Genomic DNA, 25,681 nt, shown 5'->3' with positions numbered 1-25,681 from the left:
GTCGGGGTTGCCCTGGTGCCGGTGGGGTGGGCCGTGTGGGTGACGTGGTGGTGCGAAAACCGCATTTCAGGGGTACTCAGTGGGAATGAGATCCGTGTGGCGTGGGGCCATCTCCTTCGGGTTGGTGACGATCGCCGTGCGCCTCTACACGGCTGTCGAGGAGCACGACTTCCGTTTCAACCAGGTGCACCGTGAGGACGGCGGGCGCATCAAGTACAAGCGTGTGTGTTCGGTGTGCGGCAACGAGGTGGAGTACGGCGAGATCACCAAGGGCTATGAGCTGGACGACGGCCGGATGGTGGTCATGGAGAACGAGGACTTCGAGAAGTTGCCGGTGAGGACCGACAAGTCGATCGAGGTGCTGGAGTTCGTGCCGGCGGAGGAGATCGATCCGATCTACTTCCAGAAGACGTACTACCTGGAGCCGGACAAGGCGGCGGCGCGGCCGTACGTGTTGTTGCGGGATGCGTTGGTGAAGACGGGTCAGCTGGCGGTCGTGAAGATCACGATCCGGCAGAAGGAGACGCTGGCGACGATCCGGGCGCGTGATGACGTGCTGGTGTTGCACACGATGTTGTGGCCGGATGAGATCCGCAGGGCGGAGTTCGACTTCTTGGAGCAGGACGTGGAGGTGCGTCCGCAGGAGTTGAGGATGGCGACGTCGTTGGTGGAGTCGATGGCGGGTGACTTCGATCCGGGCTCGTTCACCGATGACTACCGGGATGCTCTGGAGAAGGTCATCGCGGCGAAGGCGGAGGGTGCGGAGTTGCCCGAGCAGCCGGAGTCGGAGGACAAGGGCGATGTGATCGACCTGATGACGGCTTTGGAGCGGAGTGTGGAGAAGGCGAAGGCCGGGCGCAAGGGTGCGTCGGCGAAGAAGGCCGCTCCGAAGAAGAAGGCTTCGTCGGCGTAGATGGCCGGGCTCGACGAGTACCGGCGCAAGCGGGATCCGGCCAGGACGCCGGAGCCCGTGCCGGGTGCTGCGGTTCTCCCCCGTGGTGACGATGACACGTTTGTGGTTCAGGAGCACCACGCGTCGAGCCTGCATTGGGATGTGCGGTTGGAGCGGGGTGGGGTGCTGGTGTCGTGGGCGGTGCCGAAGGGGTTGCCGCCGACGACGGATGTGGTGCGGCTGGCGGTGCGCACGGAGGACCACCCGCTGGAGTACGCGGAGTTCTCGGGTGAGATCCCGAGGGGTGAGTACGGCGGCGGGTCGATGGTCATCTGGGACCGGGGCCGGTACGAGACGGTGAAGTGGTCGGACCGCGAGGTGGACGTGGTCCTGCGCGGGGGTCGGGTCGAGGGTCAGTTCGTGTTCTTCCGGTCGGGTGGGGACGGGAAGAACTGGATGGTGAAGCGGCGGTACGCGAATGCGCGGCCGGACTGGCAGGTGTTGCCCGAGCAGGTGAAGCCGATGCTGGCGGTTCCGGGTCCGCTGCCTGCTGATGATGACGACGAGTGGGCATACGAGTTCAAGTGGGACGGTGTCCGGGCGATCCTGCGGGTCGAGGGTGGCCGGGTGCAGGCGTGGTCGCGGTTGGGCAACGACATCACGGTGGCGTATCCGGAGCTGCAGGCGGTGGGTGCGCAGCTGGGGTCGACGGAGGCGTTGCTGGACGGGGAGATCGTGGCGTTGCGGGACGGGCGGCCGAGTTTCAGCGCGTTGCAGAACCGGATGCACGTGAGCAAGTCGGATGCGGCGCGGCGGGCGGCGCGGCAGTACCCGGTGACGTTGTTGGTGTTCGACCTGTTGCACCTGGATGGCCGGTCGTTGGTGTCGTTGCCTTTTCGGCAGCGCCGTGAGTTGCTGCGGGAGCTGGAGCTGAGGGGGCCCAACTGGCTCACTCCCCCGTCGTACGACGCCGATGGGGCGGCGGTGCTGGCGGCGAGCCGGGAGCAGGGTCTGGAGGGTGTGGTGGCGAAGCGGCTGGACTCGGTGTACCAGCCGGGGTTGCGGTCGCCGGTGTGGCGCAAGATCACCGATCTGATGGCGCAGGAGGTGGTGATCGGGGGCTGGCGGATGGGTGAGGGCAAGCGTGCGGGGGTGATCGGTGCGTTGTTGCTGGGTATTCCGCAGGACGGCGGGCTGGCGTTCGCGGGGTCGGTGGGCACGGGGTTCAGCGACGCGGAGCTGGCGGTGCTGACGCCGCGGTTGAAGGCGTTGGCGCGCAGGTCGTCTCCGTTCGTGACGGAGATGCCGAGGGAGAGGTCCAGGGGCGCGAAGTGGGTGGAGCCGGAGCTGGTGGCGGAGGTGGTGTTCCGGCAGTGGACACCGGACGGGCGGATGCGGTTCCCGGCGTGGCGGGGGTTGCGGCCGGACAAGACGCCCGGGGAGGTGACGCGGGGTGAGCGGTGAGGTGTCGGTGCGGGTCGAGGGCCGGGTGCTGAAGCTGACGAACCTGGACAAGGTGTTGTACCCGGGGTTCGGGTTCGCCAAGGGTGAGGTGATCGACTACTACACGCGGGTCGCGCCGGTGCTGCTCCCCCACCTGAAGGACCGGCCGGTGACGTTGAAGCGGTTCCCGAACGGGGTGGACGGGAAGTGGTTCTTCGAGAAGAACGCGCCGCAGCACCGTCCTGAGTGGGTGCGGACGGTGCGGTTGGAGTCGCCGGGCAGCACGAAGGGCAACGAGACGGTCAACTACGTGCTGGTCGACGAGTTGGCGACGGTGGTGTGGCTGGCGAACCTGGCGGCGTTGGAGTTGCACGTGCCGCAGTGGACGGTGGGTCCGCGGGGTGGGAAGCGGGATCCGGACCTGCTGGTGTTCGACCTCGATCCGGGGGCGCCGGCGACGGTGGTGGAGTGCTGCCGGGTGGCGGAGCTGGTGCGGACGGTGCTGGACGACGACGGTGTGGACTCGTGGGCGAAGACGTCGGGCAACAAGGGGATGCAGGTGTACGCGTACGCGCCGGCGAAGGACACGTCGGAGTACGCGAAGGGGGTGGCGCGGCGGTTGGCGAGGGAGTTCCCGGAGCTGGTCGTGTCGACGATGGCGAAGGCGCAGCGCACCGGGAAGGTGCTGATCGACTGGTCGCAGAACAACCCGGCGAAGACGACGGTGGCGCCGTACTCGTTGCGGGCGCGGGAGCGGCCGACGGTGTCGGCGCCGGTGACGTGGGACGAGGTCGAGGAGTGCCGGGTGGTGGAGGACCTGGTGTTCACGGCGGATGAGGTGCTGGCGCGGGTTGATGCGGTGGGTGACCTGTTCGGGGGTTGATATTCTGGCCGACTGCCTACGAGGGGGTGTGTCGTGGACGTCGAGCTCGTGGAGTACGACTGCGCGTGGCCGGGGTTGTTCGAGCGGGAGCGTGCGCGGGTGCTGGGGGCGGTGCCGGGTGCGGAGCTGGAGCACGTGGGGTCGACGTCGGTGCCGGGGTTGTGCGCGAAGCCGGTGGTCGACCTGATGCTGGTGGTGGCGGACGCGGCGGATGAGGCGTCGTACGTGCCGGCGTTGGAGGCCGTGGGGTATCGGGTGGTGGTGCGGGAGGACGACTGGCACCACCACCGCATCCTCAAGGGGCCGGACACGAACGTGAACTTGCACGTGTTCGCGCGGGGGTGTGCGCAGGTGCGGCGGCATCGGGTGTTCCGCGACTGGTTGCGCGTGAACGACGAGGACCGTGCGCTGTACGCGCGGGTGAAGCGGGAGCTCGCCGGGCGGCAGTGGGAGCGGGTGCGCGACTACGCGGCGGCGAAGAACGAGGTCGTGCTGGAGATCCTGGAACGCGCGTACGTGGCGTGGCGGTTGCCGTCGGACGACGTGGAGTTCGTGACGGAGTCGCCGGTGGGGTCGGGGCAGGTCGTGCTGGAGGACTACAACCCGGACTGGCCGGGCTGGTACGAGCGGGAGGCGCGGCGGATCCGGGGTGCGCTGGGGGCGGCGGTGCTGCGGCTGGAGCACGTGGGGTCGACGTCGGTGCCGGGGTTGGCGGCCAAGCCGTTGATCGATGTTCTGCTGGTGGTGGCGGACTCGAACGACGAGGACGCCTATGTGCCGGCGTTGGTGGCGGCGGGCTATTACCTGCGGTTGCGGGAGCACGGCTGGTACGAGCACCGGTTGTTGCGCGACCACGGGCCGGACGTGAACCTGCACGTGTTCTCCCCTGCCTGTGAGGAGGTCGACCGGATGCTGGTGTTCCGCGACCGGCTGCGTTCCCACCCGGCGGACCGGGAGGAGTACGAGCGGACCAAGCGCGTCTTGGCGGGGCGGACCTGGGACCGGGTCCAGGACTACGCCGACGCCAAGACGCGCGTGGTGGAGCGGATCATCCTGCGGGCGCTGGCCTGATCAGCCCAGGCGGCACGCGCTGATGACGATCTGCTGGCCGAGCAGCGTCTGCACGCGCACGGCGGTCTGGGTCAGCTGACCGCCGGGGCCGGTGGTCGTTTCGTTGAGGTGGACGGTGGCGACGCCGGGGATGCCGATGGTGGCGGGTGCGGAGCCGATCGGCTGGCCGTTGAGGCTGCCGACCTTGGAGGTGCCGGTGATGCCGCTCGAGTCGCTGGTGCAGGAGGCTTCGACGGCGTTGAGCTGGATGGCGCCGCCGAGCAGCGTGGCGCCCTCGACGCGTGCGTTGGCCCGGGTGCGGCCGGTGGTGGGGTCGAGGGTGCAGTCGGCGTGCAGGGCGTTGACCGACGCCAGGCCCAGGACGTTGACCGTTGCGATGGTCTTGTCCTCGTTGGGCGGGCACGTGGCGTGCGGGGTCTTGGCGACGGTGATCAGGCCGCTGGCCGAGAGGGCCCATGCTTCGCCGCGCAGGTAGATGACGACGGTGAGCACCGCGGTGGCGGAGCCGCCGTCGTCGTCGGTGACGGTCACCAGGACGTTGTGCACGCCCAGGGTGGTGAAGGCGTGTGAGCCGGTGCAGGTCTTGGCGCTGTGGTTGACGGTGCCGTTCTCCGGCGCGCCGCCGTCGACGTAGTCGAAGGTGCAGGTGTGGGTGTCGTTGGCGGCGACGTCGGTGAACGGTGCGGTGAAGTTCACGGTGGTGCCGCGGGTGGCGAGGGTCTTGTCGGCGGTGAGGGTGGTGTTCGGGGCGACGTTGGTCAGGGTGAGCGTCGTGGTCGTGGAGACGGCCGGGTTGAGGCCGTCGTCGGCGGTCAGCCGCAGGGTCCACACGCCGTCATCGGTGCACCTGACCGTGGTGGTCTGGGCGGTGGGGTCGGCGAAGGTGCAGGTGGCGCCCGCGTCGACACCGGACTGCGGGGTGGCGGTCCAGGAGGTGGTCAGCGAGGGGCCGTCGGGGTCGGTGACGGTGCCGGCGAGGGTGACGTCGGTGCCTTCCTGGCCGGCGTAGGGGCCGCCGGGCAGCACGACGGGTGGGGCGTTGACGCGCACGGTGGTGCATTCGGTGACGCTGCCCGGTCCCCCGCCGTCGGTGCCGCGGGCGGTGACGCACAGCTGGTGGGTGCCCGCGGTCAGCGCCGGGGTGTCGACGGTGTAGTCGACGGTGGCGGGGCCGTCCTGGGGCAGGGCCGGGGTGATGGCGGTGACGGGCAGGTCGGCGCCGCCGTCGACGGTGAGCGTGAGCTGGGTGAGCTTGGAGGCGATCACGCCGGGGACGAGGTCGGGCAGCTGGGAGACGTCGGGGACCTCGGTGCAGGTGCCGCCGGTGGTCTCGGCGATCTTGCGCAACGAGCTCTGCGAGCCGGCGAGGTCGCAGGCGACGCCGTTGGACACGGCGAAGGTGTAGATCGTGATGCCGGCGGCGACGGCTTGCTGCAGCTGGGCGTCGACGGAGCCGGCACCGGCGCCGTCGGACAGGAACACCATGAGCTTGCGCTGCTGCGGTGCGGCGGTGGCGGAGGCGAGTCCGGCGGTCAGCGCGGCGGTGTAGTTGGTGCCGCTGGGGAAGCTGTGGTCGGTGAACAGGCCGACGCCGCCGTAGCGGGCGGTGGTCACCGCCTCGATGACGTCGGGGGTGCCGTTGCCGTTGGTGTCGGCGGCGGGGGCGGCGGTCTTCTGCTCGCCGGCGGCGGGGCTGACGTCGACCGGCGTGCCGTCGGTGCCGAACACGGCGGCGCCGACGCTGCCCACGACGGTGTTGGGGACGGCGGCCTTGGCGTGCAGGGCCTTGGCTGCGGCGACCTCGCAGTCCAGGACGGTGTTGGGCTGGCCGTCGCCGTTGTGGTCTCCGCCGCAGCCGGCGGCCACGGGTGAGGCGGTGGAGCCGGACACGTCCAGGACGTAGGTCAGCGCGGTGTCGACGATCGCGACGCCGGTGCCGATGGTGGCCTTGCCGGTGACGGTGACGGGGCCCGGTACGACCAGGGTGCCGGGTGCGGGGCTGGTGATGGTGACGCCGATGCTGGTGCCGCCGGGCAGGTTGCCGGTGGCCGCGTGCGCGGGCAGGGCCAAGGCCACGGTGGTCACCAGTGCGGTGCCGACCGTGAGGGTGGGTCTCATGCGCGTGGTCTCCGCTCGTTGGGTTCTGTTCCCCGACCGATCGGAAGGAGATCGCACGCGGGCGTTCGGATACACACCATCACCGCTTTGCACCGGTAGTCGGCCTGTTCGGACCAATGCCGGTTCCGGCCCGGTGGGTGTGCGGTGCCGGGAAGGAGCACCGGTCGTGGTGGTGGGGGTGCCGGGTCCGGGCAGGTCGGTGGGCGGGAGGCCGCCGCGATGCGGCAGTGGGCGCTGCTCGCGCTGGAGGTTGGGCGGATCGTGGGGCACGAACAGCTGATCGGCGGCTTGTACCCGCGGCCGCCGGTGGGTGCGGTCGCAGCGGTCCACGCCGCCCCTGCCGATCTCGGCGGGGGCGGTGCAGCGCCTCAGATGCGCGGTACCGCGCGGACCAGGGTGCGGGTGTAGTCGTGTTCGGGGTTGAGCAGCACCTGCTCGACCGGGCCCTGTTCGACGATCTTGCCCTGGTGCATCACCGCGACCCGGTCGGCGATCTGCCACGCCAGCCCGAGGTCGTGGGTGATGATCAGGGAAGCGAGGCCCAGCTCGCGGCGCAGCCGCAGCAACAGCGCCACGATCTCGCCGCGCACCGAGGCGTCCAGGGAGGCGACCGGTTCGTCGGCCACCAGCAGGCGGGGTTGCAGCACCAGGGCGCCGGCGATCACCACCCGTTGCTGCTGGCCGCCGGACAGCTCGTGCGGCACGGCGTCGAGGTACACCGTCGCGGGCCGCAGCTCGGCTCGTTCGACGGCGGTTGTGACCTGTGCGTGTTCGTCGTCGGCCAGGCCGTGCACGCGCAGTCCCTCCGCGACGGCGGCGTAGACGGTGTGGCGGGGGTTCAGGGCGCTGGCGGGGTCTTGGAGCACGAGCTGCACCTGGCGGCGGAACGCCTTGAGCGCCCGGCCCGAGCGGGGCACCTCGGCGCCGTCGAAGACCACCGTGCCGCAGGACGGTGCCCGCAGGCCCATGATGGCGCGGGCCAGAGTCGTCTTGCCGGAGCCGGACTGCCCCACCAGCGCCACGATCTCCCCGTGGCCGACCTCCAGGTCGACGCCGTCGACCGCGCGGGTCCGGCCGTAGTCCACGCGCAGGTCGCGCACCTGCAGCAGTGGCCGCGGGGGGTCTTCCGCGGGCTCGGTCCAGCGGTGGGCGGGGTCGCCGATGACCGGGAACGCCGCCGCGAGCGCCGCGGTGTGCGGGTGGCGCGGGTTCGCGATCACCGTGCGGGTGCCGCCGCGTTCCACGAGCGCGCCGCGGTGCATGACCGCCAGGTCCTCGCAGGTCTGCGCGAGCACCGACAGGTCGTGGCTGATCATCAGCAGGCTCAGGTCCTGCTCGGTGACCAGCCGTGTGACCAGTGCCAGCACCTGGGCCTGCACCACGACGTCGAGTGCGGTGGTCGGTTCGTCGGCGATCACCAGCCGCGGTGAGCACGCCAGCGCCATCGCGATCATCACCCGCTGCTTCTGCCCGCCGGAGAGCTCGTGCGGGTAGGCGCGGGCTTTGCCGGCCGGCAGCTCGACCTGTTCCAGCAGCTCCCGGACGTTGCCGGGCGTGTGGTGCAGGCGCATCGGTTCGGCGATCTGCTCGCCGACGCGGCGCACCGGGTTCAGCGAGTGCATCGCCCCCTGGAACACCACCGACGCCGATGCCCACCGCACCGCTCGCAGCCGGCCCCACGACATCGCCGCGACGTCCTCGCCGTCGAGCAGCACCTCGCCCTCGACCCGCGCGGTCTTGGGCAGCAGCCGCAGCACCGACATCGCCAGCGTCGACTTGCCCGACCCCGACTCCCCCGCCAGGCCCAGCGTCCGCCCGGCGGCCAGGGTGAGGCTCACGTCGTCGACGACCCGCTTGGGTCCGTAGTGGACGGTGAGGTTCTTCAGCTCCAGCACCAGGTCACCTCTTCGGTGTCACAACGGCTTCCAGGGCGCGGCCGACCAGCGTGAACGCCAGCACCACCACGACGATCGCCACTCCCGGCGGCAACAGGAACCACCACGCCCGCTGCGGCACCGCGCCGTGCAGCTGCGCCTGGTGCAGCATCGCGCCCCACGAGATCCGGGTCGGGTCGCCCAGCCCGAGGAACGCCAGCGTCGACTCCGCCACGATCGAGGACGCCACCGCCAGCGTCGTGTTCACCAGCACCAGCGGCACCACCGAGGGCAGCACGTGCCGGCCGATCACGTGCAGGTGCCCGCCGCCCAGGGCGCGGGCGCGTTCCACGAACGGCCGCGCCTCGATCGTCAGCGTCTGCGCCCGCACCATCCGCGCCGTCGACGGCCAGCTCGTCAGCCCGATGGCCAGCACGATCGTGCCCAGCCCGCGCGGCAGCACCGTGGACAGCGCGATCGCGAGCACCAGTGCCGGCAGCACCAGGAAGAAGTCCGTGACCCGCAGCAACGCCCCCGACACCAGCCCGCCGAAGTGCCCGCTGGTGATGCCCACCAGCGTGCCGATGCCCACCGACAGCACCGCCGCGGTCAGCCCGACGAACAACGACGTGCCCGCACCGGAGACGACCAGGGCGGCCACGCTGCGGCCGGTGTGGTCGGTGCCCAGCCACGCGGCCGCGTCCGGTGGCTGCCAGGCCCGTGCGCTGACCCGCGTCACGTCCAGCGCCTCCGCCGGCACCAGCCACGGCGCGAGCACCGCCACCACCGCCGCGACCAGCAGCACCACCGCGCCCGCGACACCCGAGCGGTGGGACAGCATCACCCTCATACGACCTTCACCCGTGGGTCCAGCACGCCGTGCAGCAGGTCGGCCAGCAGGTTCATCACCACGACCCCGCCCGCCGTCACCACCAGCAGCCCCTGCAGCAGGAAGTAGTCCGGCCCGGTCAGCGCGTCGTAGAACAACAGCCCCAGCCCCGGCCAGGAGAACACCGTCTCCGTCGTGATCGCCCCGCCGACCACCAGTCCGAACCGCAGGAACACCAGCGTGATCGCCGGCAGCACCGCGTTGGGCACCGCGTGGCGGCGGCGCACCAGGTCGTCGCGCAGCCCCTTGGCCCGTGCCGTGGTCAGGTAGGGCGCGTGCATCTCCTCCAGCAGCGACGAGCGCATCACCAGCATGTACTCCGCCGCCACGACCGCGACCAGCGTGAGCGACGGCAGCACCAGGTGGTGCCCGACGTCCAGTGCCTGGGACAGGAAGTCGGGTGCGGTGTCGGTGTCGCGCATGCCGCGGGAGGGGAACAGGTCGCCGGTGGCCATCATGAGCAGCATGCCGAGCCAGAACGTCGGCACGGCCCACAGCGTCAGCGACACCCCGGTCGTCACCCGGTCGAACGCCGTGTCGCGCTTCCACGCCGCCCGGATGCCCAGCCACAGGCCCAGCAGCACCGCGATGAGCGTGCCGGTGCCGACCAGCAGCAGCGTCGGGCCCAGGCGTTCGGCGATCACATCGGCCACCGGCCGGCGGAACGTGAACGACGTGCCCAGCTCACCGCGCAGCAACCCGGTGAAGTAGGTCCAGAACTGTTCCAGCAGCGGCCGGTCCAGGCCGAACTGCGCGCGCAGCTCGGCCTGCATCGCCGCGGTCGTCGGCCGTCCGCGCGTCATCGACACCACCGGGTCGCCGGGCACCACGCGGAACAGGAAGAACCCCAGCACCGCCACCATCACCAGGCTCAGCGCAGCACCGCCGAGCCGACCGAGCAGCCGCACGCTATTCGCGCTCCCCCACCGTCGCCCGCCGCCGCGCCACCACGGCGACCACCACCACGACCAGCCCCAGCAGCACCACGCCGCCGATGACCAGTGCCGTGCGGCTCACCGTCGCCGTCGTCGCCGCCCGGTCGGCGGGTTCGGCGCCGTAGTAGCCCCACACGCCGTTCTGCGCCATGATCACGCCGCCCTGCGCCGGTTGCGTGGTGAAGCGGGCGACGTGGTCGGACCGGTAGGCCTCCAGGGCGTTGTCGTAGGCGAGCACGACCGCGGGCACCTGGTCGTAGAAGCGGGCCTGCATCTGCTTGACCAGCTCGATCCGCTTGGACTCGTCGAACTCCGAGAGCTGGCGGGCGTAGAGCCGGTCGTAGGTCTCGTCGCAGAAGTAGGCGTCGGTGGTGCCGCCCTTGCCGTCCGCGCCGGGACGCTGCCCGCAGGTGTGCAGGCTCAGCACGAAGTCGGGGTCGACGTTGGTGGCCCAGCCGGAGAACGCCAGGTCGTAGGTGCCGGCCGTGGTGGCCTCGTTGAGCTGGTTGTCCGACACCAGCCGCACGTCCAGTGCGATCCCGACCTCGCCCAGCGACCGCTTCAGGTACTCCGAGGCCTGTTCGTCATAGGCGCGTCCGGCCCGGCCCATCAGCCGCAGCGCCAACCGGGTCCCGTCGGCTTTGCGCGCGACACCGGCGGCGTCGAGGGCGGCGTTGGCCGCGGCCGGGTCGTACCTGCGGCGTTCCTGCTCGCTCGGTTGCCAGTGCCACTTGGCGAACACCGGTGGCACCAGGCCCGCACCGCGCTCGGCGTAGCCGAGGTTCACCCGGGAGACCAGCGCGTCCATGTCGACGGCCTGCGCGATGGCCCGCCGCACCCGCACGTCGCGCAGCGCCGGGTTGCCGTCGCCGATCGGTTCACCCGAGCGGGTGGCGGCGCCGGGGTTGATCAGCAGCTCGGTGAACCGGCGGCCCTGCGCCTTGTTGCGCGTCACGCCCTGCCGGCCGGCCAGCGAGTCGAACTGGGCCGGTGCCATCCGGTTGACCAGGTCGACCTCGCCCTTGCCCAGTGCCTGCACCGCGGCGTCGGAGTTCTGGAAGTACACGAAGTGCAGCTCGTCGTACTTCGGTGCGCCCCGCCAGTGGTCCTTGTTGGCCTTGAGCTTGATGAACTGCCCGGCCACGTGCTCGGTCAGCACGAACGGCCCCGACCCGACGACGGGCATCCGGTCGTTGGCGTAGTCCTTGACGCCGGTCACCTCCTCCCACACGTGCCGGGGCACGATCGGGATGTCCAGCGCCAGCATCGTCACCTGCGGTGCCTTGGTCCTGATGACCACGGTGCGGTCGTCGGTGGCGGTGACGGACTCGAAGTTCGCGACGAAGCTGCCGTTGGCGGTGCGCGCGGCCTCGTCGGTCAGCATCAGGGTGTAGGTGAACGCGACGTCGTGGGCGGTGATCGGCTGCCCGTCGCTCCACCTCTTGCCCTCGGGCACCGTGAAGGTCCAGGTGAGCTTGTCCGCCGAGGTCTCCCACCGGCTGGCGATCCCCTCGGTCACGCGCTGGTCCTCGGCGGCGTAGGCGGTGAGGTAGTCGTACATCAGCCGGTTGACCTCGGTGCTCGACTGGAACACCGCCAGGAACGGGTTCAGCGAGTCGATCTGCTGCACGATCGCGACCTTCAGGATCGTCGGCTGCTGCGCCACCGCCGCCGGTGTCGTGGCCCCCAGGACGGTCGCGGCAGCGACCAACGCGCACAACTTCACCCGCACGAAATACCCCTCTCCCCAGCCGCCCGCCGCTACGTTACCCAGATGTGCGGATCATGATCTCGGCAGACATGGAAGGCGCCACCGGCGTCACCTGGACCGGTGACGTCGTTCCCGGCACCGAGCCGTGGCAGCGGTTCCGGCGGCTGTTCACCGGCGACGTCAACGCCTGCGTCGAGGGCCTTGTCGCCGGCGGCGCGACCGACGTGCTCGTCAACGAGGCCCACTCCTCGCAGCGCAACCTGCTGCTGGAGGAGCTGCACCCGGCCGCGCGGCTGCTCACCGGCCGCCACAAGCCGCTGTCGATGATGCAGGGCGTCGACTCGGGCGTGGACGGGGTGGTGTTCCTGGGCTACCACGCCGCCGCGGGCGACACCGGGGTGCTGGCCCACACCTACCTGGAGAACTCCGTCACCGGTGTGTGGCTCGACGGCGTCCTGGCCTCCGAGGGCCTGCTCAACGCCGCACTGGCCGCCGAGCACGGGGTGCCGGTGCTCATGGTCACCGGCGACGACCGCACCTGCGCCGACGCCCGCGCCTACGCGCCCGGCGCGCAGCTCGTGGCCGTGAAGGAGTGCGTGTCGCGCTACGCCGCGGTGTGCCTGCCGCCCGCGGTGGCCCACTCCCGCATCACCGAGGCGGCGACGCTGTCGATGGCACGCGCCGGGCGTGCCGACGGTGCCGTGGCGGCGCATCGCGTCGAGGTGGAGTTCGACGCCACCCACCTGGCCGACGCCGCCGCGGTCGTGCCGACCGTCGAGCTCGTCGGGGTGCGGCGGGTCGGGTTCGACGCGGTGTCGATGACCGAGGCGATGAAGGCGTTCAAGGTCGTCACGCACGTGGCCGCCGGGGCGATCGAGGGCATCTACGGCTGAACCCCCGCCGCACACCCGGTGCGTGCGATCGTCCCGGATCGTGGGTGCCGTGACCTTCTCACGAGGCACCTGTGGTTACGGTGGCCCCATGACGTTGGACGTGGCACAGCTGTGTGCGCAGCTCATCCGCTTCGACACCACCAACCGCGGCGGCGGTGAGTCCCGGGGCGAACGCGAGGCCGCCGAGCACGTCGCGGCCGTGCTGCACGACAGCGGCGTGGTGCCGACGCTGCTCGAACCCGCGCCGCGGCGCACCAACGTGCTCGCCCGCATCCCCGGCACCGACCCCGGCCTGCCCGCCGTCCTGGTGCAGGCCCACCTCGACGTGGTGCCCGCCGACCCCGCCGAGTGGAGCTTCGACCCGTTCAGCGGCGAGATCCGCGACGGGTTCGTCCACGGCCGCGGCGCGGTCGACATGAAGGACATGGTCGCCATGACGCTGGCCGTGGTGCACCGCTGGCACACCGAGGGCCGCCGCCCCCGCCGCGACGTCGTGCTCGCGTTCGTCGCCGACGAGGAGGACCTGGGCGCCTATGGTGCGCACTGGCTCGTCGAGCACCACGCCGGCCACTTCTCCGGGGTGCAGGCCGCGATCAGCGAGTCCGGGGCGTTCTCCTACGACGTCGACGGTGTGCGGCTGTACCCGGTCGGCACCGCCGAGCGCGGCACCTCCCACATGCGGCTCACCGCCACCGGCCGCGCCGGGCACGGGTCGCGGCGCAACCCCGACAACGCCGTCACCGCCCTGGTCACCACCCTCGCCCGCATCGCCGCCCACCGCCACCCCGTCGTGCTCACCCCGACCGCGGAAGCGTTCCTGGTCGGCGCGGGCAAGGCACTGGGGGTCGAGGTCGACCTCGACGACGTCGACGCCACCGTCGCCCGCCTGGGCCCGGCCGCCAAGCTCGTCGAGAACACCGTGCGCTGCTCGACCACCCCGACCGTGCTCGACGCCGGCTACAAGGTCAACGTCATCCCCGGCACCGCCACCGCCGAGCTCGACGTGCGCACCCTGCCCGGCACCGTCGAGGAGGTCCTCGCCACCATCGACTCCCTGCTCGCCCCCGGCGTGACCAGGGAGCTGATCAACAGCCAGGCACCGGTCGAGGCGCCGGTCGACACACCCTGGTTCACCGCCATGGCCGAGGCGCTGCGCGACGAGGACCCCTCCGCCGTCGTCGTCCCGTACTGCCTGGGCGGCGGCACCGACGCCAAGGCGTTCAGCAAGCTGGGCATCCACTGCTACGGCTTCGCGCCGCTGCTGCTGCCCGCGCGGGGGTACGACTACCGCGCCATGGCGCACGGTGTCGACGAACGCGTCCCCGTCGAGGGCCTGGAGTTCGGTGCCCGCGTGCTCGACCGGTTCCTGATGTCCTAACGCGGCGGCAGGGGCAGCGGCACCGCGGGCAGGCCGTCGATGCTCGCGACGTTCGTCGGCTTCTTCCCGGTGTACTCGCGGAACTCCTCGTCGGACTTGCGGCCGAAGTAGTCCGCGTGCAGCGTGCGCTCGCAGCGGTAGTCCATGAACGGCACGGCGAACCCGCAGGTGTCGCTGACCAGCTCCGCGTGCACCACGACGACCGCCCGCAGCCCCGGCCCGTCCGCGTCGCCGAAGCCGGTGACCAGCTCGGTGAAACGCGCGTCGTCGCGGAAGACGACCTCGCCGCGGCCGTGCACGCGCACGATATTGGGCGGCCCGTCGAACGCGCACCACATCAGCGTGATCCGGCCGTTCTCCCGCACGTGCGCGATCGTCTCGGCGTGGCTGCCGCCGAAGTCCAGGTACGCCACCGTCCGGTCGTCGAGGACGCGCAGCGTGCCCGCGCGGCCCTTGGGCGAGAGGTTCACGTGACCGTCCCCGGCCAGCGGCGCCGTCGCCACGAAGAACACCTTCTGGTCCTCGATGAACTCCCGCAGTCGCGGCTCGATGCGCTCGTAGCTCTTACCCATGCCCGGCAGTATCGACGGCGTTGCGGAACCTGTCAGCCGTCTTTCCCAGGTGCTGAACCAGCTCCGGCGGACCGTCCACCTCGAACTCCGCGTCCAGCATTCCCAGGTGCACCGCCAGCACCTGCGGGGTGTCCGACCCGGCCGTCACCCGGCACGTGCGCTCGTCCACCGCCTCCACCAGCGCCGCCGGCACCCTCGCCGCGATCTCCGCCGCCGGCGCGTGCACCAGCACCGTCGTGCGCCACCGCCACGCCGCCGTGGCCAGGCCCTGGGCCAGGTGGGTCTCCAGGTCCGGCAGCTCCCGCGGCGTGAACCGCGGCCCGGCCGGCACCCGCGGCCGCACCCGGTCGGCGCGGAACGTGCGCCAGTCCTGCCGCGCCACGTCCCAGGCCACCAGGTACCAGCGGCCCCGCGCGTGCACCAGCCGGTGCGGCTCGACCTCGTGGCGGTCCTCGGTGCCGTCGAACGCCACGTAGTCGAACCGCAACCGCTCCCGTGCCCGGCAGGCGTCGACGATCGTCACCATCGCGTCCGGGTCCGGCTCCGCGCTCGTGCCGGTGCTGTGCTCCCGCACCGCCGAGACCCGGTGGCGCAACCGGGAGGGCAGGACCTGCTCCAGCTTCTTGAGCGCCCGGTCCGCGGTCTCGGAGTCCTGCGTGCTCAGGCTCAGCGCGACCGCCACCGCCTCGTCGTCGTCGAGCAGCAACGGCGGCAGGCTCGCTCCCGCGCCCAGCCGGTACCCGCCGGTCACCCCGGGTGTCGCGTGCACCGGGTAGCCCAGGGTGCGCAGCCGGTCCACGTCGTTGCGCACCGTCCTGGTCGTCACCTGCAACCGCCGTGCCAGCTCCGGACCCGTCCAGTCGCGCGGGGACTGCAGCAGTGACAGCAGCTTCAGCAGCCGGGCCGACGTCTCCAGCACGAGTTCCACCCCTCCCCGCGAACGCGGAATGAAACTTTCCGCAATTGTTCCCAGTGTGTCAGCCGTGAACACAGTCCGCGTGGAGGTTCCCCGGAGCGAGCCCGGCGACCTGCGGCAACGCCTCACCACGCATCAGGCGGACCCGCGGGGGACCGCCTGTCGATCATGGCAGGGTGACGCCCATGTCCCGTGACCCCAAGGCAGACCTGCACCACTACCTCAAAGCAGCCCGCGAGGCCCTGCTGTGGAAGCTCGACGGCCTGTCCGAGTACGACGTGCGCCGCCCGCTCACCCCCACCGGCACCAACCTGCTCGGCCTGGTCAAGCACCTCGCCGGCGTGGAGCAGGAGTACTTCGGCGCCTGCATGGGCCGCCCCTTCGGCGAGACCCTGCCCTGGATCGACAACGGCGACCCGAACGCGGACATGTTCGTTCGCCACCGCCGAGGAGTCCCGCGAGTTCGTCCTGTCCCTGCACGCCCGCGCCACCGCGTTCGCCGACAGCTCCATCGAGGAGCTGCCCCTGGACGCACCCGGTGTCGTGCCGTGGTGGCCGCAGGACCGCAGGCACGTCACCCTGCACCTGCTGCTCGTGCACGTGATCGCCGAGACCAACCGGCACTGCGGCCACGCCGACATCGTCCGCGAGACCCTCGACGGCACCGCCGGCCTGCGCGCGGCCGTGTCGAACCTGCCCGACGGCCAGGACTGGCCCGCGCACGTCGCCCGCGTCGAGCAGGCCGCCAGGGAGGCCGCCGCGCGCACCGCCTGACCTCGGACGGGGTGCGCTGCCCGCGGCGGGCGGCGCACCCCGTCGCGGCGAGCACCTCGGTTGACGGTCAGCCCCGTTCCACCAGGTGGCGCCATACGGATGGCGGGATGACAGCGGGGCTTCACACGCACTACACATTGCGGAGCCATGTCCCTGCCGTGGTTCGAAAGGGTTGCCCTGCATGCGAAAAAGCCATCTCAGACCCCTGATCGGGGTCACCGTCGCCGCCTCGGTGTGCTTCGCGATGGGCGGCGTGCCCACCGGCGCGGCCCCCGACCAGGCCGAAACGACGACGAACTACCAGGTCAGCGGGGTGCGCACCGCTGAGCAGCGCACCAAGGTCGCCAAGTCCGGTGCGGCGATCGACTCGGTCGAGGAACACGGCATCGTCGTGGTCACCGCGACCGGTCGTGAGGTCAGGAACCTGCGCGCGCAGGGGTTCGAGGTCACCGAGCTGCCCAAGCGGCTGGAGGCGAGCTCCGCCATCGGGCCGTTCGACTTCCCCGCGGCGGACTCGAACTACCACAACTACGCCGAGATGACGACGGCGATCAACAACGCCGTCGCCGCCTACCCGAACCTGATCAGCAAGCAGGTCATCGGCAAGTCCTACGAGAACCGCGACATCGTCGCTCTCAAGATCAGCGACAACGTCACCACCGACGAGAACGAGCCGGAGGTGCTGTTCACCCACCACCAGCACGCCCGTGAGCACCTCACCGTCGAGATGGCGCTGTACCTGGTCACCCAGTTCACCACCCAGTACGCCACCGACGCGCGGATCAAGGGTCTCGTCGACAGCCGCGAGATCTGGATCATCCCGGACGTCAACCCCGACGGCGGCGAGTACGACATCGCGACCGGCACCTACCGGTCGTGGCGCAAGAACCGCCAGCCCAACGCCGGCTCCAGCAACGTCGGCACCGACCTCAACCGCAACTGGGCCTACAAGTGGGGCTGCTGCGGCGGGTCGTCGGGCAGCACCGGCAGTGAGACCTACCGCGGGCCGAGCGCGGAGTCCGCGCCCGAGGTCAAGGTCGTGGCCGACTTCGTGCGCGGCCGCAACGTCGGCGGCAAGCAGCAGATCACCGCGTCCATCGACTTCCACACCTACAGCGAGCTCATCCTGTGGCCGTGGGGCTGGACCTACGACGACATCGCACCGGGCCTGACCCAGGACCAGCGCGACACCTTCGCCACCATCGGCCAGTCGATGGCGCAGAGCAACGGCTACACGCCCGAGCAGTCCAGCGACCTCTACATCACCGACGGGTCCATCCCGGACTGGCTGTGGGGCACGCAGGGCATCTTCGCCTACACCTTCGAGATGTACCCCGGCAGCGCCGGCGGCGGCGGTTTCTACCCGCCCGACGAGGTCATCCCGGCCCAGACCTCCCGCAACAAGGAGGCCGTGCTGCAGCTGCTCGAACGCGCGGACTGCCCGTACGAGGCGATCGGCAAGGAGGCGCAGTACTGCGGTACCACGCCCCCGCCGACCGGCAAGTACTTCGAGAACGCCACGGACTTCCAGATCAAGGACAACGCCACGGTCAACTCCCCGATCGCGGTGTCGGAGGTGGCGGGCAACGCCCCGTCGACCCTCAAGGTCGCCGTCGACATCAAGCACACCTACCAGGGCGACCTGCGCGTCGAGCTGGTCGCACCGGACGGCACCGCCTACGTGCTGCACAACCGCTCCGGCGGCGGCACGGACAACATCAACACCACCTACACCGTCAACGCCTCCAGCGAGGTCGCCAACGGCACCTGGCAGCTGCGGGTGAACGACAACGCCGCCCAGGACACCGGGTTCCTCGACAAGTGGAGCCTGCAGTTCTGACCGGCTGACCGAAGCGGTCCCTCAGGGCGCCGGCAGCACACCGGCGCCCTGAGGGCCGTAGTCGCGCACGACCATCGAGTCGTGCAGCCGCACGCCCTTCGAGTTGAGCTTGGCCAGCGGCCGCACCAGCCACACCGGCAGCGACGTCGCCACCTGCATGCCGCGCACCAGCCCCGTGACCCCCAGCCGCGACCGCGGGATCAGCGTCCTGGCCATGCCGAGCGCGAACTCCCGGCTCGCGTGCACCACGCCGCGCATCTCCCGCTCGTAGCGGGCGAACCCCGCCACGTGGTCGCCGCCGGCGAGCTCCCCGGCCAGCACGTACGCGCCCAGCACCGCCAGGCTCGTGCTCCCGCCGACCGCGGGCCCGGGGCAGTGTGCGGCGTCGCCGACCAGCCCCACCCGCCCGCGCGACCACGTGTCCTCGCGCAGCTGGGTGATCGAGTCGAAGTAGAACGCCCCTTCGCCGTCCAGGTGCCCCAGCCACGAGTCGACCTCCGGGTGCAGGCCCGTGAACGCCTCCCGCAGCAGCTGCTTCTGCCGCGCCACGTCGCGGTGGTGGTAGTCGAGCTCGCGCTCGCGGCGGAACAGGAACACCGCCCGCGCGTCGCCCAGGTGCCGCGCCCCGTACAGCGCCGCACTGCGCCCCGGCCCGATGTGCCCGGTCATCGCCCCCGGCACGCCCAGCTCCCACGGCACCGACAACACCGCCAGGTACGCGCCGGTGAACCGCTTCGCCACCTCGCCGAACACCAGCCGCCGCACGTTCGAGTGCAGCCCGTCCGCGCCGATCACCAGGTCGAACCGCCGCGGCGCACCGGCCTCGAACGTCACGTCCCCCTCGGTGATGGAGGCGATCGAGTCGCCGAAGACGTACTCGACGTCGGCGCGCGTGGCGTCGTAGTAGACCTCGCTGAGGTCATCGCGCATGACCTCGACGTGCCGGTCCGACGCCGCCGCGAACAGCTTCGTCGCGTCCCCGCTGATCGGCCGGCGCGTGCCCTCGCGCAGGAACGTCAGCCGCTCGGTGCCGGTCTTCATCGACTCGATGCGCTCCAGCACGCCCATGCGCTCGGAGATCTCCATCGCCGGGGCGAACAGGTCGACCGCGTGCCCGCCGGTCTTGCGCAGCACCGGTGACCGTTCCACCACCGTCACCTCGTGCCCGTACCGCGTGAGCCAGTACGCCAGCACCGGACCCGCGATGCTCGCCCCCGAAACCAGAACCCGCACGTCACACCCCCTTACTTAACGGTCGGTAAGTGACCTGGTGTGAGGCTAGCACCGCCGCTTACCTACCGTTAAGCAAGTTATGCTGCGCCCGTGGCCCGACCGTCCGACACCAAGCAGCGCATCCTCACGACCGCCCGCGAGCTCTTCGCGGCCAAGGGCGTGCAGCAGACCAGCCTGCAGGAGATCGCCGACCGCCTCGGCATCACCAAACCGGCGCTGTACTACCACTTCTCCTCACGCGAGGAGCTGATCCGCAGCATCGTCGAACCGCTGCTCAACGACGGCCAGAGCTTCCTGGAACAGATGGAACGCCGCGCCGACGTCGCACCGCGCGAGCTGCTGGAAGGGTTCTTCGACTTCCACCACCGCTACCGCGCCGACATGCTGTTCCTGCTCACCGAGATGACCACGCTCGCCGAGCTCGGCCTCATCGACGTCGTGCTGTCGTGGCGCGCCCGCCTGAGCAGGCTGATCTTCGGCGACCACCCGACGCTGGAACAGGAGGCCCGCGCCGTGCTCGCGTTCGGCGGCATGCAGGACTGCACCATGCAGTTCCCCGACGCCCCGGTGGACGAGCTGCGCGCCGCCACGGTCGCCGCCGCGTGGGACGCGCTGGGCCTGCCCGACTGAGCACCCGGCCGTTGCTGCCCAGGCGTCTGCAAGTACCACCAACACATGATCAAATCGCCGCTGACTACCAGCAGCTGGCAACCTGCTCAGACGAGCAGCCGCTGCTGCGCCACGGCGCGCGCGAAGCCGTCCACGTTGTCGATCATGATGTTGTGCCCGGTGCCGGGCACCGCGACCAGCTGCACCCCGGCCTGCGTCAGCTCCCGCGCACCGGCCGGTGAGCTGTCGGCCGGGTGCAGCAGGACGCAGGGGATCTCCAGCTCCAGCAACAGCCTGCGCATCGTCGGGTGCGTGCCGCGCACCAGTCCGGCCGCGCTGCGGTACAGCGCCTCGCGCCCGGCCAGCCGCATCGTCGCCGCCCACTCGGGACCGGCGTCGGCGAGCACCTGCTCGTAGCCGTGCGAGAGGAACTCGGCCTCGTCGTAGGCGGCGATGCCGCGGCTGCCCAGCGCGCCGAGGTACGGCTCGAGCGGGTCGAGGTTGGGGTCGACGAGCACGAGGGAACGCACCATCTCCGGGTGCCGCGCGGCCAGCACGACCGCCACCGCGCCACCCATGCTGTGCCCGACGATCTCACTGCGCCGCAGGCCGATCTTCGCCAGCGCCACGGCGAGCGCGTCGGCGTGGCCCTCCAGCGAGTAGGCGAACCCGGTGGGGCGGTCGCTGATGCCGAAACCCAGCAGGTCCAGCATCAAGCTGCGGCGGCCGGCCAGCAGCGGGTGCGCGACGGCCTCCGCGTAGTAGGGCACGGAGGACGCGCCGAGACCGTGCAGGTAGACGCGAGCGGGTGAGGCGCCGGGAACCTCGACCCACCGGATGTTGACCCCAGGTCTGATCTCAACGGCGCGCATGGCTGGACATTACCCTGCCGCACAGCGGTCTCAGACCGCTTTCGACAGCACCCCCGTGCTAGTCGACCAGGCCCGCCGACAGCACCGCGAGCACCAGCGACACCGCCGTGAACACCAGCGTGTAGCCGAAGGCGATGCCCGCGTGCAGCCACCGTGAACGCGCTCCCTCGCACAGCGACAGCTGCCAGTACCCGGCGCCCAGACCGAACACCAACCACGGCAGGACCAGGAGCGCCGGCGCCGGTTCGCCGAGCACACCGGTCACCGCGAACGGCGTCAGGACGGTGACCGCACCCGTGCCCAGGGCCAGCGGCCACGGCCGGTCCACCGGCTCTCCGGACAACCGCCCCGCACCCACCGCCACGACCGCCGCCAGCACGACGGCGGCGATCAGCACCCCCAGCAGCCACACGTCACCGGCCGGAGCGGACCGTGCGACGGGCACGAGCACCACCGCGAGCGCGACGACGACGGCGGTGGGCAGCACCGGCAACACCCAGGCGTGGCGGAGGGTCACGCCCGTGATGGTCGCGCACCACCCCTGCGCCTGTCGTCGCGTTCGTGTTATTCCACCCCGAGCTCCCGGTCGATCGCCCCCGACACCAGCTCCCGCGCCCGCGCCACGCTGACCGAGCCGCTGTGCCACCGTTCACAGAGCCCCTCCACCAGCGCGGTGAGCCGCTCCGCCGCCGCATCCGCGTCCTCGCCACCGGCCGCGCGGACCAGCTCGGCCACGTCGGCGTTCCACGCGCCGGTCGTGCGCTCCAGCGGCTCGCGCAGCTCCTCGCAGAACACCGCGCTGGCCCGCAGCTCACCCCACGCGACGCTGTTCTCCCGCACCTCATCGACGTCCTGCAGCTCGGCCAGCAGCAGCTCCCGCAACGCCTCACGCGGGTCCCGCGCGGTCGTGCCGGTGTACTCGGCGGCGCGGTGGTTCACGTGCTCCAGCGCCGCGCGCAGGATGCCGGCCCGGTCCTTGAAGTGGTAGTAGATCAACGCCGTCGACACCCCGGCCTCGGCGGCGAGCTTGTCCACCCGCAGCCCGCGCACCCCGTCCTGCGCGATCACCCTGACCGCCGCGTCGAGCAGCTGGGCCCTGCGCTGCGACACGCTCACCTCGGTTCCTGTTGCGTCGTGCGGTGGCGACTACCGCCGTCTCCGCGGCTCCGCCCAGTGAGCAGGCCGGGTGAGCACCGCGGGAAGCTTCGTCCCGGCGTTGCCGCGCGCGGCGTTGACCTGCATCTGCGTCAGGAACAGGCTCGTGCTCAGGTCCGCACCCGACACGTCCGCGCCCCGCAGGTCCGCCCCGATCAGGTCGGCACCGCGCAGGTCGGCACCCGTGAGGTCCGCGCCGATCAGGTAGGCGCCACGCAGGTCCGCGTCGACCAGCTTCTTGTTGCGCAGCCGGGCCCCGATCAGGTCCGCGCCGCGGTAGGACTTCGCACTCGACCGCAGCCGTTCGCTCGTGCGCAGCAGCAGGACGTCGACCTTCGCGCGGATCTCGGCGACGTCCAGCGCGAGAACGGTGTCCGGATCAGCCGAGGCGCAGCCCTCGACCTCCGCGTACGCCGCGGTGAGGTCGTCGTGCGGGTCGCGCCGCTGGGCTTCGGCGAGGTACCAGAGCAGTTCGTGCAGCTGCCGCACGACGGGGAAGACGTCGAACATCTTCTGCCGCTCGGCGGTGCGCCAGTCGACACCTCCGAACACCGTCTGCGACACCCGCTGACCCGCACCGAAGCAGTCGTACACGGTGCAGCCGGCGTAGCCGGACGTGCGCAGCTTCGCGTGGATTCCGCAACGGTGATCGGCCAGCAGGTTGCGGCACGGCGTGCCCGCGTCCTTGGTGGCCGCGAAGTCCGCCGACCTCGCGAACGGCAGCGCCACGCAGCACAACCCGAAACAGGCGGCGCAGTCCGCCTTGAGCTCGTCCATCGCGGTCAGGATACGGGCCAGATCAATGCCATCACTCGCGACGGTCACCATGCGGCCAGAACACTGGGACGCGAGGGGACCGTGCACACCGAGGCGCACCACCGCGAGGCCGCCGGCACCGGTGCCCGTGTGGGGCGGGATGGGCGCGGTGCTGCGGCAGCGCAGTGACCTGCCGGGCGCCCACGAGTGGTTCCGGCACGGCGCCGAGCTGGGCGACGAGTACTCCGTTCTCAGCTCGGCGCGCGCAGGCTTCGCAGTTCGGCCATCACCTCGTCCAGCTGGCGCTCGGCTCGTTCCGCACGCGCCAGCGTTTGCGCCCGCGCGTCCTCCACCGCCGCCAACGCCTGCCGCACCGCCGCCACCTGCTCGCCGCTCTCCCGCCGGACCTGCGCGAGCCGTTCGTCGACCTCGTCCCGCATCCGTTGCACCTCGGCGCGCGCGTCGGCCGCCGTCTGCTCGGCACGTTCCGCGCGCACCACGGCCTGATCGCGTGCCATCGCCGCCTTGCTCACGGTGTCCGCGGCGGCCTGGCGTGCCTGCTCGACCTGCGCCACAGCTTCCGACCGGATCTGCTCGACCTGCGCCGCGGCCTCCGACCGGGCCTGGTCAGCGGCTGCCTGCGCCTGCTCGGCCGCCGCCTGAGCCTGCTCCACCCGGGCCTGGGCTTCGGCGCGGGCTTGTTCGATCTCCTTCGCCGCCTGCCGCCGTGCCTGCTCGGCGTGCTTCACCGCGTCTGCCCTCGCCTGCTCCACGGCCTCACCCGCGAGCCTCACCTTCTCCTCGGCCTCGGCCCTGATCTCCTCGACCACGGCCGCCGCCTGCACCCTGACCTCGGCGACCTCCGCCTCGGCCCGCTCCTTCGCGGCCTGCGCCTGCTCACGCGCCTCGTCCCGCTCGGTGAACGCCCGGTCCGCGGCCTCGTCGGCTTCCTCCGCGGACCGCACCGCCTGCTCGGTGACCACCTCGGCCGCCTTGCGTGCCTGCTCAGCGTCGTGCCGGCGCCGTTCCGCGGCCGCGAGGTCGGCCTGCGCCTCCGCGACCCGGCGAGCCGCCTCGGCCTCCGCCGCCTGGATCTGGCTCTCGGCGACGCTCGGGTCCGCCATCGCGTTGAGCTCACCGACCGCCCGCCCCAGCGTCTGCGTCATCTGCTCGGACAGCACCCGGAAGCGGTCGAGAAGCTCTTCAGCCCTGATCTTGGCGGTACCGGAGACCCTAGGCAGATTCGTCACGGTGACGACCTCCAGGTTTTGCTCCGCCCCTTTCTCGGCCGCCTCTTGGAGCCGTTGCCGTTCCCGCCATGCCCGCCAGCGCGTGTGCTCGGGCAGGTCGCAGTACTCCGAGGGCCTACCGGGGCCGCTACCTCGGAAAACGGGGCGTTCGCAGCCTGGGAAGTTACAGCTCGTCTCCACGGGCAATATCGTAGCAGAATTACGTGTGTAGTTACGTTATGCGACGCAATGAAAGCCAAATAAGCGTCTAGAACCTGACCGCCGATAAGTGAACATTATCGGCGGTCAGCATCCGGGGAGGCTGCCAACGAAACCGGTCCCCCGGCAGCCTCGAACGCCCTGCGAAAACTGTGAACCGCCTACAAACTTCCCTAAGGGCGGCGATCCCGGAACGTGGCCCGCAGATCGCTCACCCACGCCTGCGGGTTCTCCCACGGGATGAAGTGCCCGCCACGCTCGTGGGCGTTGACGTTCACGTGGTTGAACCACGCCGCCTGCGGACCGCCGAGGAACGCCGCGACCCGCTCCTCGGCGGTGTGGATGCCCGGCGGGTTCTCGTAGGTGACGAACGTGAGCCCGACCGGGGCCTCCACGACCGGGGTGCGGGAGTGCGAGGGCTGCCACGGGTACCGGTTGGCGTTGGCGTAGTAGCGCATCGAGGTGGCGATGGAGTTCGTGGCCCAGTAGATCGTCGCGTGCGTCAGCAGGTCGTCCCTGGTGAACACGGACTCGACATCGCCGCCGTTGTCGCTCCACGCGGTCCACCGCTGCAGCAGCCACGCGAGCAGCCCGGCCGGCGAGTCGCTCAGCCCGTGCGCCAGCGTCGCGCCGTCGAGCATGTGCACGGCCAGGTGCGTCGCCCAGCGGCGGTCCATCTCGATGATGCGGTCGCGGACGTCGGCGGGCTGGTCGTCGGTCAGCGGGCGGTTGCGGGCGAAGTCCCAGGCGCGCGGGCCGGTGAAGAAGTCGAGCGGCAGGCCGGAGCCGATGTGGATGCCGTGCAGCGAGCCGGCGTACTTGTGGCCGAGCTGGCTGGAGACGATCCCGCCGATGTCGCACCCGCCGGCGGCGTACCGGTCATGTCCGAGGACGTCGGTCATCAGCGCGTGCCACAGGTCGGCGACCTTCCAGAAGTTGACGTCCGGGAACCCGGTGAGCGGACCGGGGAACCCGAAACCGGGCAGCGAGGGCACGATGACCTCGAACGCGTCGGCCGGGTCACCGCCGTGCGCGGCCGGGTCGGCGAGCGGGCCGATGACCTTCGACCAGTGCCAGAACGTCCACGGCCAGCCGTGGGTGAGGATCAGCGGGATCGGCGCCGGGCCGCGTCCGGGTGCGCGCAGGAAGTGCACCGGGACATCGGCGACGGTCACCTCGTAGTGTTCGTGGGCGTTGATGGCGGCTTCGGCCGTGCGCCAGTCGTAGCCGTCGCGCCAGTACGCGACCAGCTCGCCGAGGTAGCCGGCCGGTACGCCGTAGGACCAGTCGTCGTTGCCCTCGTCCAGCGGCGCGCGGGTCCGCGCGAGGCGGGCGCGCAGGTCGTCGAGGACCTCGTCGGGCACGTGGATCGGGGTCGGGTGCAGCGGGAAGGCCTGCCCAGTGGTCATGACCTTCGTT

Annotated in this window: 22 protein-coding genes and 1 pseudogene; 9 read left to right on the top strand and 14 right to left on the bottom strand. The window is 71.1% G+C overall.

Annotated features, from left to right (window positions below; all coding sequences use genetic code 11):
- Positions 1-85 precede the first annotated feature (85 nt).
- The 4 genes from ku to ACZ7CD_RS08760 are packed head-to-tail and all read left to right on the top strand — an operon-like array spanning position 86 to position 4,289.
- Positions 86-913 carry a non-homologous end joining protein Ku gene (ku, locus tag ACZ7CD_RS08775; RefSeq protein ID WP_360394517.1) on the top strand — a complete coding sequence of 276 codons (828 nt, stop codon included), beginning with the start codon at positions 86-88 and terminating at the stop codon, positions 911-913.
- On the top strand, positions 914-2,356 hold the full coding sequence (gene ligD / locus ACZ7CD_RS08770; protein WP_470378660.1) for a non-homologous end-joining DNA ligase: 1,443 nt from the start codon (positions 914-916) through the stop codon (positions 2,354-2,356).
- Complete coding sequence (gene ligD, locus ACZ7CD_RS08765; RefSeq protein WP_360394522.1) at positions 2,346-3,218, top strand: non-homologous end-joining DNA ligase; 873 nt, start codon at positions 2,346-2,348, stop codon at positions 3,216-3,218. The genes ligD (ACZ7CD_RS08770) and ligD (ACZ7CD_RS08765) overlap by 11 nt, the downstream gene beginning before the upstream one ends.
- A 33-nt stretch (positions 3,219-3,251) precedes the next feature.
- Positions 3,252-4,289: a GrpB family protein gene (locus ACZ7CD_RS08760; protein ID WP_458432253.1), complete on the top strand. Its 1,038-nt coding sequence runs from the start codon at positions 3,252-3,254 to the stop codon at positions 4,287-4,289.
- Here the strand turns inward: ACZ7CD_RS08760 and ACZ7CD_RS08755 are convergent, their stop codons facing one another.
- The 5 genes from ACZ7CD_RS08755 to ACZ7CD_RS08735 all read right to left on the bottom strand — a co-directional run bounded on the left by ACZ7CD_RS08755 (position 4,290) and on the right by ACZ7CD_RS08735 (position 11,837).
- Positions 4,290-6,407, bottom strand: coding sequence for a choice-of-anchor P family protein (locus ACZ7CD_RS08755; protein WP_470378659.1), 2,118 nt, complete (start codon positions 6,405-6,407; stop codon positions 4,290-4,292).
- A 368-nt stretch (positions 6,408-6,775) separates the two neighbouring features.
- Complete coding sequence (gene nikE, locus ACZ7CD_RS08750) at positions 6,776-8,302, bottom strand: ABC transporter ATP-binding protein (RefSeq protein WP_360394532.1); 1,527 nt, start codon at positions 8,300-8,302, stop codon at positions 6,776-6,778.
- A gap of 4 nt (positions 8,303-8,306) precedes the next feature.
- A complete protein-coding gene (locus ACZ7CD_RS08745) occupies positions 8,307-9,131 on the bottom strand; it encodes an ABC transporter permease (protein ID WP_360394535.1) in 825 nt (274 codons plus the stop codon).
- A complete protein-coding gene (locus ACZ7CD_RS08740) occupies positions 9,128-10,078 on the bottom strand; it encodes an ABC transporter permease (protein WP_360394538.1) in 951 nt (316 codons plus the stop codon). Before ACZ7CD_RS08740 ends, ACZ7CD_RS08745 begins: the two co-directional genes overlap by 4 nt.
- A 1-nt stretch (position 10,079) precedes the next feature.
- Positions 10,080-11,837 carry an ABC transporter substrate-binding protein gene (locus tag ACZ7CD_RS08735; RefSeq protein WP_360394540.1) on the bottom strand — a complete coding sequence of 586 codons (1,758 nt, stop codon included), beginning with the start codon at positions 11,835-11,837 and terminating at the stop codon, positions 10,080-10,082.
- Between the two features lie 44 nt (positions 11,838-11,881).
- Between ACZ7CD_RS08735 and ACZ7CD_RS08730 the strand changes: the two genes are divergently transcribed.
- Both ACZ7CD_RS08730 and ACZ7CD_RS08725 read left to right on the top strand, forming a co-directional pair.
- On the top strand, positions 11,882-12,709 hold the full coding sequence (locus ACZ7CD_RS08730) for a M55 family metallopeptidase (RefSeq protein WP_470369261.1): 828 nt from the start codon (positions 11,882-11,884) through the stop codon (positions 12,707-12,709).
- A gap of 88 nt (positions 12,710-12,797) precedes the next feature.
- Complete coding sequence (locus ACZ7CD_RS08725; protein WP_470378658.1) at positions 12,798-14,087, top strand: M20/M25/M40 family metallo-hydrolase; 1,290 nt, start codon at positions 12,798-12,800, stop codon at positions 14,085-14,087.
- Here ACZ7CD_RS08725 and ACZ7CD_RS08720 read toward each other — a convergent pair.
- Entirely contained in the window at positions 14,084-14,659 is a 576-nt protein-coding gene (locus ACZ7CD_RS08720) for a pyridoxamine 5'-phosphate oxidase family protein (RefSeq protein WP_360394549.1), read from the bottom strand. The two genes, ACZ7CD_RS08725 and ACZ7CD_RS08720, sit on opposite strands and share 4 nt — an antisense overlap.
- Positions 14,652-15,578 carry a helix-turn-helix transcriptional regulator gene (locus tag ACZ7CD_RS08715; RefSeq protein ID WP_360394856.1) on the bottom strand — a complete coding sequence of 309 codons (927 nt, stop codon included), beginning with the start codon at positions 15,576-15,578 and terminating at the stop codon, positions 14,652-14,654. The genes ACZ7CD_RS08720 and ACZ7CD_RS08715 overlap by 8 nt, the downstream gene beginning before the upstream one ends.
- A gap of 182 nt (positions 15,579-15,760) precedes the next feature.
- Here ACZ7CD_RS08715 and ACZ7CD_RS08710 point away from each other — a divergent pair.
- Positions 15,761-16,349 (top strand): annotated as a pseudogene (locus ACZ7CD_RS08710) (DinB family protein).
- Between the two features lie 181 nt (positions 16,350-16,530).
- Entirely contained in the window at positions 16,531-18,189 is a 1,659-nt protein-coding gene (locus tag ACZ7CD_RS08705; RefSeq protein WP_470378657.1) for a M14 family metallopeptidase, read from the top strand.
- Positions 18,190-18,210: 21 nt separating this feature from the next.
- On the opposite strand, the gene ACZ7CD_RS08700 is transcribed toward ACZ7CD_RS08705, so the two are convergent.
- Positions 18,211-19,422: an FAD-dependent monooxygenase gene (locus ACZ7CD_RS08700; protein WP_470378656.1), complete on the bottom strand. Its 1,212-nt coding sequence runs from the start codon at positions 19,420-19,422 to the stop codon at positions 18,211-18,213.
- A 90-nt stretch (positions 19,423-19,512) separates the two neighbouring features.
- On the opposite strand from ACZ7CD_RS08700, the gene ACZ7CD_RS08695 reads away from it, so the two are divergent.
- Positions 19,513-20,052 (top strand): TetR/AcrR family transcriptional regulator, encoded by a 540-nt coding sequence (locus ACZ7CD_RS08695; protein WP_360394559.1) that lies wholly within the window; start codon positions 19,513-19,515, stop codon positions 20,050-20,052.
- Between the two features lie 86 nt (positions 20,053-20,138).
- Here ACZ7CD_RS08695 and ACZ7CD_RS08690 read toward each other — a convergent pair whose 3' ends face one another.
- From ACZ7CD_RS08690 to ACZ7CD_RS08665, 6 genes are all read right to left on the bottom strand, one after another.
- On the bottom strand, positions 20,139-20,903 hold the full coding sequence (locus tag ACZ7CD_RS08690; RefSeq protein ID WP_470378655.1) for an alpha/beta fold hydrolase: 765 nt from the start codon (positions 20,901-20,903) through the stop codon (positions 20,139-20,141).
- A 58-nt stretch (positions 20,904-20,961) separates the two neighbouring features.
- Positions 20,962-21,420, bottom strand: coding sequence for a hypothetical protein (locus ACZ7CD_RS08685; RefSeq protein ID WP_360394565.1), 459 nt, complete (start codon positions 21,418-21,420; stop codon positions 20,962-20,964).
- A gap of 47 nt (positions 21,421-21,467) precedes the next feature.
- The gene (locus tag ACZ7CD_RS08680) at positions 21,468-22,019 is read right to left on the bottom strand and encodes a TetR/AcrR family transcriptional regulator (protein ID WP_360394568.1); all 552 of its coding nucleotides are present in this window, start codon (positions 22,017-22,019) and stop codon (positions 21,468-21,470) included.
- Between the two features lie 30 nt (positions 22,020-22,049).
- The gene (locus tag ACZ7CD_RS08675; RefSeq protein ID WP_360394571.1) at positions 22,050-22,835 is read right to left on the bottom strand and encodes a pentapeptide repeat-containing protein; all 786 of its coding nucleotides are present in this window, start codon (positions 22,833-22,835) and stop codon (positions 22,050-22,052) included.
- Between the two features lie 230 nt (positions 22,836-23,065).
- Positions 23,066-24,064, bottom strand: a complete 999-nt coding sequence (locus tag ACZ7CD_RS08670; RefSeq protein ID WP_470378654.1) for a hypothetical protein — start codon at positions 24,062-24,064, stop codon at positions 23,066-23,068.
- A gap of 371 nt (positions 24,065-24,435) precedes the next feature.
- Positions 24,436-25,671: an epoxide hydrolase family protein gene (locus ACZ7CD_RS08665; RefSeq protein ID WP_470378653.1), complete on the bottom strand. Its 1,236-nt coding sequence runs from the start codon at positions 25,669-25,671 to the stop codon at positions 24,436-24,438.
- Positions 25,672-25,681: the final 10 nt, after the last annotated feature.

It is taken from the genome of Lentzea sp. NPDC036949 (assembly GCF_055608075.1).
This window is presented reverse-complemented; position numbering and strand designations above follow the sequence as displayed.

Coding starts and splice junctions, on each gene's coding strand:
- ku (WP_360394517.1), top strand. CDS start 86: ATGAGATCCGTGTGGCGTGGGGCCATCTCCTTCGGGTTGGTGACGATC.
- ligD (WP_470378660.1), top strand. CDS start 914: ATGGCCGGGCTCGACGAGTACCGGCGCAAGCGGGATCCGGCCAGGACG.
- ACZ7CD_RS08755 (WP_470378659.1), bottom strand. CDS start 6,407: ATGAGACCCACCCTCACGGTCGGCACCGCACTGGTGACCACCGTGGCC.
- ACZ7CD_RS08745 (WP_360394535.1), bottom strand. CDS start 9,131: ATGAGGGTGATGCTGTCCCACCGCTCGGGTGTCGCGGGCGCGGTGGTG.
- ACZ7CD_RS08725 (WP_470378658.1), top strand. CDS start 12,798: ATGACGTTGGACGTGGCACAGCTGTGTGCGCAGCTCATCCGCTTCGAC.
- ACZ7CD_RS08720 (WP_360394549.1), bottom strand. CDS start 14,659: ATGGGTAAGAGCTACGAGCGCATCGAGCCGCGACTGCGGGAGTTCATC.
- ACZ7CD_RS08705 (WP_470378657.1), top strand. CDS start 16,531: ATGCGAAAAAGCCATCTCAGACCCCTGATCGGGGTCACCGTCGCCGCC.
- ACZ7CD_RS08690 (WP_470378655.1), bottom strand. CDS start 20,903: ATGCGCGCCGTTGAGATCAGACCTGGGGTCAACATCCGGTGGGTCGAG.
- ACZ7CD_RS08675 (WP_360394571.1), bottom strand. CDS start 22,835: ATGGACGAGCTCAAGGCGGACTGCGCCGCCTGTTTCGGGTTGTGCTGC.
- ACZ7CD_RS08665 (WP_470378653.1), bottom strand. CDS start 25,671: ATGACCACTGGGCAGGCCTTCCCGCTGCACCCGACCCCGATCCACGTG.